15 protein-coding genes are annotated in these 12,979 nt (G+C 64.8%); 10 read left to right on the top strand and 5 right to left on the bottom strand.

What is annotated here, in order from left to right:
* Nucleotides 1-23: 23 nt before the first annotated feature.
* Entirely contained in the window at nucleotides 24-632 is a 609-nt protein-coding gene (locus G3574_RS20600) for a hypothetical protein (RefSeq protein WP_328804822.1), read from the bottom strand.
* 230 nt (nucleotides 633-862) lie between these two features.
* Here G3574_RS20600 and G3574_RS28475 point away from each other — a divergent pair, with 230 nt between their 5' ends.
* Together G3574_RS28475 and G3574_RS20590 are read left to right on the top strand one after the other, a co-directional pair.
* A complete protein-coding gene (locus G3574_RS28475; protein WP_235953535.1) occupies nucleotides 863-1,570 on the top strand; it encodes a YsnF/AvaK domain-containing protein in 708 nt (235 codons plus the stop codon).
* 25 nt (nucleotides 1,571-1,595) lie between these two features.
* A complete protein-coding gene (locus tag G3574_RS20590) occupies nucleotides 1,596-3,224 on the top strand; it encodes a YsnF/AvaK domain-containing protein (RefSeq protein WP_235953534.1) in 1,629 nt (542 codons plus the stop codon).
* Nucleotides 3,225-3,303: 79 nt separating this feature from the next.
* Here the strand turns inward: G3574_RS20590 and G3574_RS20585 are convergent, their stop codons facing one another.
* The 3 genes from G3574_RS20585 to G3574_RS28470 form a co-directional block, all read right to left on the bottom strand.
* A complete protein-coding gene (locus tag G3574_RS20585) occupies nucleotides 3,304-3,768 on the bottom strand; it encodes an SRPBCC family protein (protein ID WP_163967391.1) in 465 nt (154 codons plus the stop codon).
* 123 nt (nucleotides 3,769-3,891) lie between these two features.
* Nucleotides 3,892-4,878 (bottom strand): Vgb family protein, encoded by a 987-nt coding sequence (locus G3574_RS20580; RefSeq protein ID WP_163967390.1) that lies wholly within the window; start codon nucleotides 4,876-4,878, stop codon nucleotides 3,892-3,894.
* 81 nt (nucleotides 4,879-4,959) lie between these two features.
* Nucleotides 4,960-5,697, bottom strand: coding sequence for a CAP domain-containing protein (locus tag G3574_RS28470; RefSeq protein WP_235953533.1), 738 nt, complete (start codon nucleotides 5,695-5,697; stop codon nucleotides 4,960-4,962).
* 224 nt (nucleotides 5,698-5,921) lie between these two features.
* Between G3574_RS28470 and G3574_RS20570 the strand changes: the two genes are divergently transcribed.
* Nucleotides 5,922-7,139: an EAL domain-containing response regulator gene (locus G3574_RS20570; RefSeq protein ID WP_163967389.1), complete on the top strand. Its 1,218-nt coding sequence runs from the start codon at nucleotides 5,922-5,924 to the stop codon at nucleotides 7,137-7,139.
* 51 nt (nucleotides 7,140-7,190) lie between these two features.
* On the top strand, nucleotides 7,191-9,248 hold the full coding sequence (locus tag G3574_RS20565; RefSeq protein ID WP_163967387.1) for a UvrD-helicase domain-containing protein: 2,058 nt from the start codon (nucleotides 7,191-7,193) through the stop codon (nucleotides 9,246-9,248).
* Nucleotides 9,249-9,377: 129 nt separating this feature from the next.
* On the opposite strand, the gene G3574_RS20560 is transcribed toward G3574_RS20565, so the two are convergent.
* Nucleotides 9,378-9,656: a hypothetical protein gene (locus tag G3574_RS20560; RefSeq protein WP_163967385.1), complete on the bottom strand. Its 279-nt coding sequence runs from the start codon at nucleotides 9,654-9,656 to the stop codon at nucleotides 9,378-9,380.
* 155 nt (nucleotides 9,657-9,811) lie between these two features.
* Between G3574_RS20560 and G3574_RS20555 the strand changes: the two genes are divergently transcribed.
* The 6 genes from G3574_RS20555 to G3574_RS20530 all read left to right on the top strand — a co-directional run bounded on the left by G3574_RS20555 (nucleotide 9,812) and on the right by G3574_RS20530 (nucleotide 12,951).
* Complete coding sequence (locus G3574_RS20555; protein ID WP_163967383.1) at nucleotides 9,812-10,495, top strand: SDR family oxidoreductase; 684 nt, start codon at nucleotides 9,812-9,814, stop codon at nucleotides 10,493-10,495.
* 57 nt (nucleotides 10,496-10,552) lie between these two features.
* Nucleotides 10,553-10,948, top strand: a complete 396-nt coding sequence (locus G3574_RS20550; RefSeq protein ID WP_163967381.1) for a hypothetical protein — start codon at nucleotides 10,553-10,555, stop codon at nucleotides 10,946-10,948.
* 114 nt (nucleotides 10,949-11,062) lie between these two features.
* Nucleotides 11,063-11,857: a fumarylacetoacetate hydrolase family protein gene (locus tag G3574_RS20545; protein WP_163967379.1), complete on the top strand. Its 795-nt coding sequence runs from the start codon at nucleotides 11,063-11,065 to the stop codon at nucleotides 11,855-11,857.
* Between the two features lie 104 nt (nucleotides 11,858-11,961).
* Nucleotides 11,962-12,171 carry a SlyX family protein gene (locus tag G3574_RS20540; RefSeq protein ID WP_163967377.1) on the top strand — a complete coding sequence of 70 codons (210 nt, stop codon included), beginning with the start codon at nucleotides 11,962-11,964 and terminating at the stop codon, nucleotides 12,169-12,171.
* A 1-nt stretch (nucleotide 12,172) separates the two neighbouring features.
* Nucleotides 12,173-12,481, top strand: a complete 309-nt coding sequence (locus G3574_RS20535) for a DUF2288 domain-containing protein (protein ID WP_163967375.1) — start codon at nucleotides 12,173-12,175, stop codon at nucleotides 12,479-12,481.
* Nucleotides 12,482-12,486: 5 nt separating this feature from the next.
* Nucleotides 12,487-12,951, top strand: coding sequence for a hypothetical protein (locus G3574_RS20530; protein WP_163967373.1), 465 nt, complete (start codon nucleotides 12,487-12,489; stop codon nucleotides 12,949-12,951).
* Nucleotides 12,952-12,979: the final 28 nt, after the last annotated feature.

Below are 12,979 nucleotides of genomic sequence, written 5' to 3'. Positions count from 1 at the left end.
AGCGCGTCAGCCGTCCGGGAGCCTCAGAGCCGCCGCAGGTCCGAGGGGACGCTGGAGCTGGTTGCCTGCTCGGGCGAGCCGATCAGGTGCGGGCGTTCGTCCGGGTTGAAGTCGGTCCAGTCGCCTTCGGTGATCGTGCCTTCGGCGAGCTCGATGTCCGACGCCGCCAGAGAGCGCAGCAGGTTGACCGCCTGGTGCATCTGGTCTTCGCCTTCCACGGCAATCGCCAGCATCATGCCGGAGCGCCGGATCGGTTCTTCGTTGCCGACGTCGTCCGGATGGTCGCTATGCTCGTCGCGGTCCTTCATCTTCGCCATGCTGCCCACCAGCCCGCCGATGTGCGCGCCGAGCAGGCCGCCGGTGATGGTGCCGACCGGACCGAGGATAGGAGCGGCGGCGAGGCCGATCGCGCCGCCCGCCGCCGCGCCGGCCGCCACGCCCTGGCCGGACTCGCCCGCGCCGGGCGAGCGGTCATGGTCGCCGCCGATGGGATAGGTATCGTGTTGCCCCTGGGGATTGACGAAGAACGCGGAAATGCGGTCGCGCGCGAAGCCGGCGCGGGTGAATTCATCGACCGCTTCATCCACTGCCGATTGTTGCTGGAACCTGCCTGCGATGATGGTGGTAGTCACTCTTGCCTCCTTATAGACAGCCATTCAACTCGGTATGAACACGGGCGGCGGCATTAGTTCTTGCAGCCGCGCATGATCTGCCGCATGTAAGTTTTTCCCTGATCAAGGTAAAAAGCGCTGCGCGATGCATGGCCCGCGCGCCTGCCGCGAGGCGCGCACGCACGGCCAACGGCCCGGCCCGCAACTTGCATGCCGGCGTCTTCCTTGAGCATGCATGAAGAGGACTCGACATGGCGCATTTTTCCGACGACCGCCAAGGCATTGACGACGCCGCGGCTGGCGTGGTGACCGACGCCGCGGGACAGCGCGCGTCGCTGGTGAACATCGAATCCGGCAGCGGAAGCGAAGATGGCCGCGCATGGATCCGTCTCGCCGATGGCAAGCAGATGCTGGTCCCCGCCAGCCTGCTGCAGCGGCATGACGATGGCGGCTATCACCTCCCGCTCGCCTTCGACGCCGCGCTCGAACAGGCGCACGGCGTGCAGATGACTTTTCCGGTGATGGAGGAAGTCCTGCACGTGGACAAGCGCGTCGTCGAGACCGGCCGCGGCATCCGTCTGCACAAGACGGTCGATGAACGGCATCGCACGATCGACGAGCCGCTGATGCGGGAAGAACTTGCCGTCGAACACGTGCCCGTCGGGCAGATCGTGCCCGAAGGCCGCCTGCCGGAAACCCGCTACGAAGGCGACACGCTGGTGGTGCCGGTGCTGGAGGAAGTCCTCGTCGTGCAGAAGCAATTGCTGCTCAAGGAAGAGGTGCGGATCACGCGCCGCAGGCAGGAGGTGCACGAGCCGCAGCAGGTCGCGTTGCGCTCGGAACACATCCGCGTCGAGCGCTTCGGCGACGAAGAGCAGGCACGCGTTATGCCTGATGATTTCCACGCTCCGTTACCTCAGTCATCTCAGCCACACCAGCCCGGCTCCACCGCCGGATAACCTGCATTGTTAGGAGACTTCAATCATGGACAACACCGTAGTAGGCGTATATGACAGCTATGCCCGGGCTGAATCGGCGCTCAACGAGCTGCTCACAGCGGGCTTCTCGCGCGGCGACGTGCAGCTCTCGCCCGACATGCAAGACGCATCCACCGGCCAGGATGGCGCGGGCACCGCGGTCCGCCGCGACGACGCCGGGGAAGGCCGCTCCGCCATCGGCGATTTCTTCCGTTCGCTGTTCGGCATGGAGGAAGAGCACCGGGAACACCACGACATCTATTCCGAGGCCGTACGGCGCGGCAGCTGCGTGCTGACGGTCAGTGCCGACACCGAGGAAATGCGCGACCGCGCCGTGGAGATCATGAACCGCCATGATCCGATCGACATCGACGAGCGCGCCGCGCACTGGCGCAGCCAGGGCTGGAACACCTACGATCCGGCGGCGCCCATGCTGAGCGGTTCTGAAATCGAGAAGGACCGCAGCATGTACACCCAGGGCCGCGACATGAGCCTGTCGGAAAATGCCGGCATGAACCTCGGTACCGGCATGGGCGCCGCGTCCAGCCGCGGCGAAAACTTCCGCGACACCGCCGCCGCCGAAGACATGCGCAACAATGCCCTGAACGACCGCACGGTGGACAACGCGATGAGCTCCTCCGCCTTCGATGACTCCCAGCGCGACCGTTCGGTCGACCGGGCCCTTGCCGGCGGCACCGAAAGCGACATGCTGCGCAACCGCGACCAGTCGTTCACCACCGACAACGACATGGTCAACGACGCCGCCGCCATGCCCGCAACGCAGTCATTCACCAGCGACATGAACGATGAAGCAACGCGCGACCGCACGCTGGCGCAGGAAGCCAGCGCCAATCTGTCCGACCGGATGGGCAATGGAGCCAGCAATGGAGCGACGCGCCACGACACGACCGAGCACCTCGCCGGCCGCGACATGGCGGAAGGCACGCGCATCCCGGTGATCCAGGAAGACGTCGAGATCGGCAAGCGCGAGGTGCAGCGCGGCGGCGTACGCGTGTTCCAGCGCGTGCGCGAGCAGCCGGTGAACGAGAGCGTCGACCTGCGCGAGGAGCACGTGAACGTCGAACGCCATCCTGTCGACAAGCCTGCCACCGAAGCCGACCTGGCCGCCTTCAAGGAAGGATCGATCGAGCTGCGTGAAATGGCCGAAGAGCCCGTCGTTTCCAAGACGGCGCGCGTGGTCGAGGAAGTGGTGCTCAACAAGGAAGCCACGCAGCGCACACAGGAGGTCAATGACAGCGTGCGCCGCACCGACGTGGAAGTCGAGCAGCTCGGCGCCGGCAGCGGCACGTCGCGCATGACGGGCGACTTGACGGGCAGCATGGCAGCCACGGACTCGGTCGGCATGACGGGCATGGCCGGCGACGATGACGCCGATTACCGCCGCCACTGGCAGTCAGCCTACGGCGACTCCGGCGGACGCTATGAAGACTATGCCTCGGCCTATCGCTACGGTTCCACCATGGCGGGCACCGAACGCTTCAAGAACTATCGCTGGGACGAGGTCGAGCCCGACGTGCGCAGCGACTGGGAATCGAGCCATCCCGAGAGCACCTGGGACAAGGTGAAGGACGCGGTGCGCTACGGCGCCGAGAAAGTCACCGGCCGCCATCACTGATCGGCGCGCCCCTGGCGTGAAAAAGGCCGGCCATGCGCTGCATGGGCCGGCCTTTTTCATGGAAAGCGCTTGCCGCGGCTCAGCCGAGCTTGCCCAGTTCGGCCATCTGGCGGATCACGCGGATGGTGTCGATGTCGGCCTCCTCGTAGGCCGATTTCCGGAAGTCATTGTAGAAGGCGTCCATGTTCTCTTCCGGCGCGTCGTCCTCGTATTCGAAGCGCACAAAGAACTGGTCCTTTTCCGGTTCCTCGATGGTCATCGTCAGGCGCGACTCGGGGATGTCGTTCTGCTGCGGCACGTTGTAGACCACCTGGCGCATGGGCTCGTAGGTCACCGTGTCGCGCACAGTCAGGTCGCCGTAACGGCAGACGCGCGATACGCCGGATTCATGCTTCTCGGTAATCGTGCAGCTGTCCAGCCAGGGAATGAACGACTTGGGCAGTTCGGCGCGCAGCACCAGGCCGCGCCACAACTGCTCGCGGTTCAGGGTATCGATCAGCGGATTGAGCGGATCGTTGATTTCGACGAGGTGGGCAAACTTCATGATGGGAAGGGAAAGATGGTGTATCCGCCAGGGCATCCGCGCGCTGCGGTTGCCTGCGCGGTTTCCTGATCGAGGCCGCCTAGTGTAGCGTTTTCCCGCCTGCCGCGCCGCCGGGCGGGGTCTTCATTCCACCACGCCCAGCTTGCCGCTGTGGCTGCCCATGTACCAGAGCCTGCCCTTGGCATCGACGACCATCTTGCGGATGCCTTCGTTCTTCGTCGGCAGGTCGAAGACCCGGAATTTCTCGCTCGCCGGATCGAAGAGGGTTACCGTGTCGGTGCCGATCTCGTTGGCCCAGACCTTGCCCGCGCCATCCACCGTGACCGCATAGGGATTGCCGCTGGGACCTGCCGGCATCTCGTAGGACTTGATGATCTTCCCGCTGCGCGCATCGATGTGCGTCAGCTTGCCGTCGCCGTAGCGCGCCACCCACAGCGTATCGTCAGGTGCGGCGGCGATGCGCCGGGGCAGGGAGCCCTTGCCGAAATCGATCTCCGTGACCTTGCCCGTCTTCGCGTCGATGCGGCCCACCCGCTGGCCGCTGGCCTGGCAGAACCAGACGTTGCCCGACTTGTCCATCGCCAGGCCGTACGGGCCGTCCCGGCTGTCGAATTCCGTCATTCTGCCGCTGGCGCGTTCGTAGCGCGTCACCTTGTCGGCGCCCTGGTTGGTAAACCACAGCGCTTCGCGCCCGTCGAAGATGATGGTGTGCGGCGTGCCGCCGGATGGCGTCTTGTGCGCCGTCATGCGCACCGGCTTGCCGTCGGCGAAGGGAATCTCCAGCAGCGTGCCGTTGCCATGGCCCGTCATCCAGACCGTGCCTTTCTCATCGACGACAAGGCCGTGCGGCCGCGTGCCTTCCGGCAAGTCCCATTCCTCGAATTGCCGCGTGGCGGGATCGAAGCGCGCGAGCTTGTTGCCATGCATGACCGCGATGTAGATGCGCCCGTCCGGCGCGGCGGCGGGGTCGCGGGCGAAACGGGGCGTGGGCACTGCCCACTCGCTTACCTTTCCCGACGGAGAGGACACGCCGGGAACGATGGTGTAGTTGGAACCCCCCGCCATGGCGAGCGCGGGGAGCAGGGCAACGACCGCAAGCACTGTACGCATGATCCGCTCCTAGACAGCCATGCCTCATTGTGAACCAGGCGCGGCCGCTTTGCAGCACTTGCCCTGCGGCTTCGCGGCCGCTTACTGCGGATGGCCGAGTTCCATCGCCCAGTACCACTTGTACTGGCTGGCATCGTTCCTGACGCAGGCCACCGCCACCTCCGTGTAGGCGGCGTTCATGATGTTCGCGCAGTGGCCGGGGCTGGCAAGCCAGGCGGCCATCACCTCGGCGGGCGTGGTCTGGCCGGCGGCAATGTTTTCCCCTACGGCGGACCAGGCGTAGCCGGCGGCGGTGATGCGCTGGCTGAAGGTCGTGCCGTCCAGGCTCACATGGGAAAAGTAATTGTTGGCCGCCATGTCTTGCGCGTGCGCCGCCGCCGCGTCGAACAGCCTGGCGTTCCAGGTCACCGGTCCCGCTGCCTGGTAGGTCGTGGCGCCGCAGGCGCGGCTGCTGGCGCGCGCCTGGTTGATGCGGGCCAGCAGGTCCTGCTGGAAGCTGCCGATGCCGCAGGTCTGCGCGGTGCCGGCGCTGTCCGCGGCCGGGGCAGCGGCGGGAGCCGGCGAAGAAGCGGGAGCAGTCGTTGAGGTCGTTGCCGAAGGGGAGGGCGTTGTCGATGATGCTGGCGCGGTGCTCGCGGCCGGGATCGACGCCGGGTTCGATGTGACGGTCGACGCCGGCGCTGCGGCACCGGCCGGCTGGCTGGAAGAGATGGAAGCTGCCGGTGCTGCCGCAGTTGCTGCAGTGGAGGCATCGTTTCCGCCGCCGCAGGCGGCAAGCGCCGCGCAGGACAGCGAGGCGAGAAGCAAATGGCGGTTCAAAAAAACTCCTGCAAATGATCAGAATGGGCGTGCTTGTCCGTATCGGGAGCGAAACCGCTTCACAAGGACATTACTGAATGGAAAGAGTTCCCGTCCGAGCCTTTTCCAGGCGGGCTGGCAGGCCATTTCCGTTGCCATTCCTGCAAGCCGAAGATAGTCCTTCAAGTGCCATGGAATCACGGGCATAATTGACCGGAGGCATTATTTCCACGGGATGGGCAACCATGCAGGACGAACAACATCACCGCATCGGGGGGCTGAGATTCCTTGTCGCGGAAGACGACGAATTCCAGCGCCACTGGCTGACGGTCATGTTGACCAAGCTGGGAGCCACTCACATCACGGAAGCGCAAAACGGCCGCGAGGCGCTGAAGATCCTGAGCGACGCGTCGAGCCGCATCGACATCAGCTTCGTCGACCTCAACATGCCCGGCATGGATGGCATCGAGCTCGTCCGCCATCTAGCCAACGGCGAACACGCAGGCGCCGTCGCCCTCACCAGCGCCCTCGGGTCAGCGCTGCTGTTCTCGGTCGAGACCATGTCCAAGGCCTATGGCATCGACGTGCTCGGCACCTTCGAGAAGCCGGCCACGCCGGAGGTCCTGGAGCGGCTGATCGGCAACTACAAGCCTTCGTCGCGCGCCCGGGGCGACGCCCAGCAGGCGCTCCCCCAGTTTTCCCTCGACGACATCCACGCGGCACTAGCGCAGAACCAGTTCGAGCCCTTCTTCCAGCCCAAGGTCGAGCTGGCCACCGGCAAGGTCAAGGCGGTCGAAGCCTTCGCGCGCTGGCGCCATCCGGCCCACGGCATCCTGACGCCGAAAGCATTCATTCCGGTGCTCGAGCAGAGCGGCAGCATGGAAAGGCTGACGTGGCGCATTATCGAGCGCTCGGTCGCCGCGTGCCGGAGCTGGCACGACCGCGGATTGATGCTGTCGGTGTCCATCAACCTGTCGGCCACGGCCCTGAGCGAAGCCGGCCTGGCGGAACGCATCCTCGCGCACATCCATGAGCATGGCATCGAACCCGCCTTTCTGACCATCGAGATCACCGAGCTCATGGCCATGACCGATTCGCCGGTCTGCCTCGAAAACCTGGCCCGCCTGCGCATGAAAGGCTTCGGCCTCTCGGTCGACGACTACGGCACCGCCCGCTCCAACATGCAGCAATTGCTGCGCATTCCCTTCCTCGACCTCAAGATCGACCGTTCCTTCGTCGCCGGGGCCGCGCAGAACGAGCAAATGCGCATCGCGCTGAGTTCCTGCCTTGATCTTGCGCGCAAGCTGCGCCGCAATTCGGTGGCGGTCGGCGTCGAGACCCGCGAAGACTGGGACCTGCTGCGCGGCCTGGGCTGCACCTATGCGCAGGGATTCTACATCGCCAAGCCGATGGAACGCGAAGCGGTACCCGACTGGATCGATGAATGGAACCAGTTTTTCTGACCGGCTGCTAGAATCGCCGGCTCCGCCGTTTTCCCCGCAAGCACCTCACGCATGTCCCATCCCAACACTTCCGGCCTGCATGGCATGAATCCTCCGCAACGCGAGGCCGTCAAGTACATGGACGGCCCTTGCCTGGTGCTGGCCGGCGCCGGCTCGGGCAAGACCCGCGTCATCACGCAGAAGATCGCCCACCTGATTGAGGACCATGGCTACAAGGCGAGCAACATCGCCGCGGTCACCTTCACCAACAAGGCGGCCGCCGAGATGCAGGAGCGGATCGCCAAGCTGCTCAAGGAACCCAAGGAAGCCAAGCACCTGACGGTCTGCACCTTCCATTCGCTCGGCGTGCAGATCCTGCGGCGCGAAGCGAGGGAACTCGGCCTGAAGGACCGCTTTTCCATCATGGACAGCGACGATTGCTTCTCCCTCGTGCAGGACCTCGCCTGCACTACCGACAAGCAGCTCATCCGCCGTATCCAGACCGACATCTCGCTCTGGAAAAACGGCCTGGTCGACCCCGAGGCCGCATTGAAGCAGGCCAAAAACGAACACGAGGACCAGGCCGCCCGCATCTACCGCAGCTATGTCGCCACGCTGTCCTCCTACCAGGCGGTGGACTTCGACGACCTCATCCGCCTGCCGGTCGAACTTTTCCGCGGCAACGAGGAAGTGCGCGACCGCTGGCAGCGCAAGCTGCGCTATCTCCTGGTCGACGAATATCAGGACACCAACACCTGCCAGTACGAACTCGTGAAGCTGCTGGTCACGGGCCTCGGCAAGAAGCCGATGTTCACCGCCGTGGGCGACGACGACCAGGCCATCTACGCCTGGCGCGGCGCGACCATCGAAAACCTCAAGCAGCTGCAGGTCGATTTCCCCGACCTCAAGGTCATCAAGCTGGAACAGAACTACCGCTCATCGACCCGCATCCTGCAGGCCGCCAACGCGGTCATCGGCAACAACCCCAAGCTCTTCGAGAAGCAGCTGTGGTCGGAGCACGGCCTGGGCGACCCGATCAAGGTCATGGCCATGCAGGACGACGAGCAGGAAGCCGAACAGGTCGCCATCATGATCTCGGCGCACAAGTTTGAGCGGCGCGCGAAGTTTTCCGACTACGCCATCCTGTATCGCGGCAACCACCAGTCGCGGGTGATCGAAACCGCGCTGCGCAAGGAACGCATTCCCTACACCATCTCCGGCGGGCAAAGCTTCTTCGACCGCGCGGAAATCAAGGACATCGTCAGCTACCTGCGGCTGGTCGCCAACGAAGACGACGACCCGGCCTTCATCCGCGCCGTCACCACGCCCAAGCGCGGCGTGGGCCAGAGCACGCTCGAGGCGCTCGGCGCCTTCGCCGGGCAATGGCAATGCTCGCTGTTCGAGGCGGCCTTCAAGGGCGGCATCGAGTCGAAGCTCAACGACCGCCAGCTCGGGCCGCTGCGCGAGTTCTGCCACTTCATCAACGGCCTCGAGGCGCGCGCGTCCCAGCGCGGAGAAAACGCCGCCGAGCTGCTCGACGAGATGATGAAGGAAATCGCCTACGAGTCCTACCTCTACACCACGTTCGACGAGAAGCAGGCGCAGTCCAAGTGGCAGAACGTGCTCGACTTCACCACCTGGCTGAAGGAAAAGGGCACCGGCGGCAAGGACGGCACCGCCGAAGAAAAGAGTTTGCTCGAACTCACGCAGATGGTCGCGCTCATGACCATGCTCGAGGGACGCGACGAAGAGCCGGACGCGGTCCGCATGTCGACCCTGCACGCTTCCAAGGGACTGGAGTTTCCGCATGTCTTCCTGGTTGGCGTGGAGGAGGGCATCCTGCCGCACAAGGGCGATCCGGACGCGCCGGTCGAGACCCTCGCCGCGCGCATCGAGGAAGAACGCCGGCTGATGTACGTCGGCATCACCCGCGCGCAACGCAGCCTGCACGTAAGCTGGTGCAAGAAGCGCAAGCGTGCGCGGGAAAGCGTGAACTGCGACATGTCGCGCTTCATCAAGGAGATGAAGTTGGACGAGGGCGACGCGGTGCCCAAGGAAGAGGAAGTGCTGACGCCGCAGGCGCGGCTGGCGAATCTCAAGGCCTTGCTGCAGAAGCCCAAGGCGGCGTAGAGCGGCCTATCGAGGAAAATGGGATTCCCGCCTGCGCGGGAATGACAGAGATGGAATGGCAGAAGTCGCTCTTGTCTGCATTCGGCAAAGCATCCGCTGTCATTCCCGCGCAGGCGGGAATCCCATTTCTCAATCCTCGCCTTCGCGCGACTTCCCGCGCGCCCCAAGCTGCCGCTCGAAGGCCTCGTCCAGCTTGCTGATCTTTACTTTCTTCTGCGGCCCGGTCTTGTTGGCGAACTCGACGAATTCATCCATCGTCAGGTCGGCGCTGATCTTTTCCGGCGCGCCGCCCGGCACCGCGCGCAGCAGGTAGAAGAACCCGCTGGCGGTCATGCCAAGCGAATAACGATGTGCGGGGTCGCGGGTGTTCAGGCGGGTGACGGCGGCGGCGGCTTTGGTCGATCTCATGGCGCTGTGAGGACGGTGGAGTGACGCTGTGGCGAAGGGTGAAGGACGGGCTGCGAAACGTCCAGTCTAGCGTGATTCCGGCCGGGCCGCGCTGATGCAAAGCAGGGCGGCCGGGATTGGCTTAGCATGACCATTTTCCTTTCCGGAGCCTTACCATGGCCAGCTTCGATTTCAGCGGCAAGCGCGTGCTCGTCACCCAGTCCGATACCTTCATGGGGCCCACCCTCTGCGAGGTGTTCCGCGAGAACGGCGCGGAGGTCATCGCCGACGACCAGGCCCTGCTCGACCCGGCGCTGCCGGCAACCATCGTCGCAAAGGCAGGGCGCATCGACATCCTCGTCGCCAACCTCGCGGTGCCCGCGCCCTATACGCCCGCGGCCGAGGCCAGCGACGAAGAATGGCGGAACATGTTCGCCCACATGGTCGATCCGCTGCAGCGCCTGGTGCGCGCGGTGCTGCCGCAGATGGTGCAGCGCAGGTCCGGCAAGGTCTTGCTGATGGGCAGCGCATCGGCGCTGCGCGGCATGAAGCGCGCGTCGAGCTACAGCGCCGCGCGCGGCGCGCAGCTTGCCTACATTCAGGCGGTCGGGGTCGAGGTTGCGCCGCACAACGTGCAGGTCAATGCCATCGCCCAGAACTTCGTCGAGAACCCGACGTATTTTCCGCCGGAGGTGCAGGCCAATCCCGCATTTCAGGATAGGCTGAAGCGCGAGGTGCCGCTGGGACGGCTGGTGGCGCAGCGCGAAGATGCGCAGTTCGCCGCCTACCTGTGCAGCGAGGCCGCGAACTGCTTCGTTGGCCAGACATTCCCGGTATGCGGAGGCTGGGTCGCCCGCTGACGGAAATTTATTGCGGGAGCGCCGGTCGAATCCTAAGATGAAGAAAAGGAGACGGCCATGCGTCCTGTTCACCTCCCCAACCTGTCGCGGTACTGGCTCGCGGCGGGCATGATCCTGCTTGGATTGGCGCTCATCCCGGAAGTGTGCGCGGCGCGCATCCCCAGCAAACAGGATTGCCGCGAAGCCGGCGACTTCATCCGCAACGCGGCGATCGCGCGCGATGGCGGCATGACCGAAGACGCATTCCTCACGCGGCTGCGCGAAGACATCGAACTGATCCAGGCCTTCCCGCCCGCGTTGCGCTGGTTCGTGCAGGACGACGATGACGCGGCATTCCTGATCGAAGCGGCCACCCGGGTGTTCCAGAAGCCGCAGCAACCCGCGGCGCAGCAAAGCGATTTCCTGCGCGCCTGCCATGCGAGGACGGCCCGATTGCCCGGCACCAGCCTCTAGATCCATCGCTAAGACAATTCCCGATCGACCTTTGGTGTACGCCCGCCGCGGGTCCTGCGTCGCCATGACGCCGATGCTACACTCCCTCTCACAACAACCAGAGAAGGAGACACCATGGACAAGATCAATCGACGCCATGCGCTGCAGTCCGCCGGCCTGATGGCGCTGGGCGCCGTGACCGGATGCGCGCTGCCCGTCAGCGCCGACAATCGCGCCAAGACCATCTTCGACGTCGCGCAGCCGAGCATTCCCATCGTTGGCATGAGCGACGCCTTTCCCGTGCGCCGCATCTATTGCATCGGCCGGAACTACGCCGCGCATGCGCGCGAGATGGGCTCCGATCCCACGCGCGAGCCGCCATTCTTTTTCCAGAAGCCGAGCGACGCGGTGCAGTTCGTCAAGCCCGGCCAGACCGCCGACCATCCCTATCCCACGCTGACCAAGAACTATCACTACGAGATCGAACTGGTCGCGGCGATCAACAAGGGCGGACGCAACATCCCGGTCAGCGAAGCGCTGAACCACGTGTACGGTTACGCGATCGGCCTGGACATGACCCGGCGCGACCTGCAGCGCGGCATGGGCGACCAGAAGAAGCCTTGGGAAATCGGCAAGAGCTTCGACAAGTCCGCGCCGATCGGACCGATCCACCCGGTCGCGACGGTCGGCCATTTCACCAAGGGCAACATCTGGCTCAAGGTGAATGGCCAGGTGAAGCAGAACGCCGACCTCAGCCAGATGATCTGGTCGGTGGCGGAACAGATCAGCAACCTGTCGGAAGCCTTCGAGCTCATGCCCGGCGACATCATCTATTCGGGCACGCCGGAAAACGTCGGCCCGGTGGTGCGCGGCGATGTCATGGAAGGCCATATCGACGGCCTGCCCAACCTCTCGGTGCGCGTGGTCTGATCATTCCGGTAACGACAGGCGCGGTGGCAGCAACGGGGGGATGAAACCGCGTTGACGAAACCGCGCCTGATGCCGCATCCTCTCCGCTCTGGAAGGAAAATCCCATGAGCACCGAAGAATCCATTGCCGACCTCGAAATACGCATCGCCCGGCTCGACGACCTGGTGGACGTCCTCAACACGACGGTCTACCAGCAGCAGAAAAAGATAGCCGAACTCGAAACCCTCTGTACCGCGCTGGCCCGGCGCCTCAAGGAACTGCGCGACACCGCGCCCGAAGCCGCCCCCGCCAACGAACCGCCCCCGCATTACTGACATGAACGACGACAACCCGGATCTGCTGCGCGCCAAGATCAATGGCGAAACCTCCCGCATGGCATGGAAGGAACTCGAGCGCTTCTTCGCCGCCGGGTCGGTGATCGCGGTCGATGCCGCCCTCGACCTGGTCGAGGTCGCCCAGCGCATCGCATCCGACGACAAGCGCGCCGTCGCGCAATGGATGGAAACCGGTCAGGTGGGACGCGTCAGCGACGCGCAAGCGATGGCCTGGCATGACGCCGACGCCGAGCTGTGGGCCGTGGTCGTCAAGCCATGGATCCTCGTGCAGGACAAGCCGAGGAGCTGAGCACCATGTCCGCCAAGCCTGTTCTCAAGTCGGTATCCAGGCCGGCGGCCAAGCCTGCCGCCAGGCCGCAGCGCTCGATCGGCACCCTGATCGGCGCGACCGCCCTGGTGCTGGTCGTCGGCTTCGCCGCCACCTGGTTCTACCTCAAGCGCGGCGAGCGCCTCGAAAGCGAGCGTGTCTATTCCAAGCCGCGCGAGGTCACGCTGGCCACCAAGGACTACAGCATGGCCGCCACCTTCGCCGTCCGCACCAACGGCAAATATGCCGAGTGGGCAGGCAGCAACGGCAAGGTCATGGAAGACATCTTCAAGGAAGCGTTGATGATGGCCTCGCCGAGACGCCTCCTGTCGCCCGAGGGCATGCGCGAATTCCAGGGATCGGTGCGCGCGGCCATCAACCGCCGGACCGAAGCCGGCCGGGTGCAGGAAGTGCTGGTCACCGACTTCCTCTACACCTCGGACGTGAATTGAATCGCTTCCTGAATCACACGACTGACCG

Source organism: Noviherbaspirillum galbum (assembly GCF_010974945.1).
In the GTDB taxonomy this organism is placed as follows: Bacteria; Pseudomonadota; Gammaproteobacteria; order Burkholderiales; family Burkholderiaceae_D; genus Noviherbaspirillum; species Noviherbaspirillum galbum.
This window is presented reverse-complemented; position numbering and strand designations above follow the sequence as displayed.

Excerpts from the sequence above, each read along its gene's own strand:
- G3574_RS20580 (WP_163967390.1), bottom strand. The coding sequence starts at position 4,878 with ATGCGTACAGTGCTTGCGGTCGTTGCCCTGCTCCCCGCGCTCGCCATG.
- G3574_RS20560 (WP_163967385.1), bottom strand. The coding sequence starts at position 9,656 with ATGAGATCGACCAAAGCCGCCGCCGCCGTCACCCGCCTGAACACCCGC.
- G3574_RS20565 (WP_163967387.1), top strand. The coding sequence starts at position 7,191 with ATGTCCCATCCCAACACTTCCGGCCTGCATGGCATGAATCCTCCGCAA.
- G3574_RS20545 (WP_163967379.1), top strand. The coding sequence starts at position 11,063 with ATGGACAAGATCAATCGACGCCATGCGCTGCAGTCCGCCGGCCTGATG.
- G3574_RS20530 (WP_163967373.1), top strand. The coding sequence starts at position 12,487 with ATGTCCGCCAAGCCTGTTCTCAAGTCGGTATCCAGGCCGGCGGCCAAG.
- G3574_RS20555 (WP_163967383.1), top strand. The coding sequence starts at position 9,812 with ATGGCCAGCTTCGATTTCAGCGGCAAGCGCGTGCTCGTCACCCAGTCC.
- G3574_RS20570 (WP_163967389.1), top strand. The coding sequence starts at position 5,922 with ATGCAGGACGAACAACATCACCGCATCGGGGGGCTGAGATTCCTTGTC.
- G3574_RS20590 (WP_235953534.1), top strand. The coding sequence starts at position 1,596 with ATGGACAACACCGTAGTAGGCGTATATGACAGCTATGCCCGGGCTGAA.
- G3574_RS20550 (WP_163967381.1), top strand. The coding sequence starts at position 10,553 with ATGCGTCCTGTTCACCTCCCCAACCTGTCGCGGTACTGGCTCGCGGCG.
- G3574_RS20535 (WP_163967375.1), top strand. The coding sequence starts at position 12,173 with ATGAACGACGACAACCCGGATCTGCTGCGCGCCAAGATCAATGGCGAA.
- G3574_RS28475 (WP_235953535.1), top strand. The coding sequence starts at position 863 with ATGGCGCATTTTTCCGACGACCGCCAAGGCATTGACGACGCCGCGGCT.
- G3574_RS20585 (WP_163967391.1), bottom strand. The coding sequence starts at position 3,768 with ATGAAGTTTGCCCACCTCGTCGAAATCAACGATCCGCTCAATCCGCTG.
- G3574_RS20540 (WP_163967377.1), top strand. The coding sequence starts at position 11,962 with ATGAGCACCGAAGAATCCATTGCCGACCTCGAAATACGCATCGCCCGG.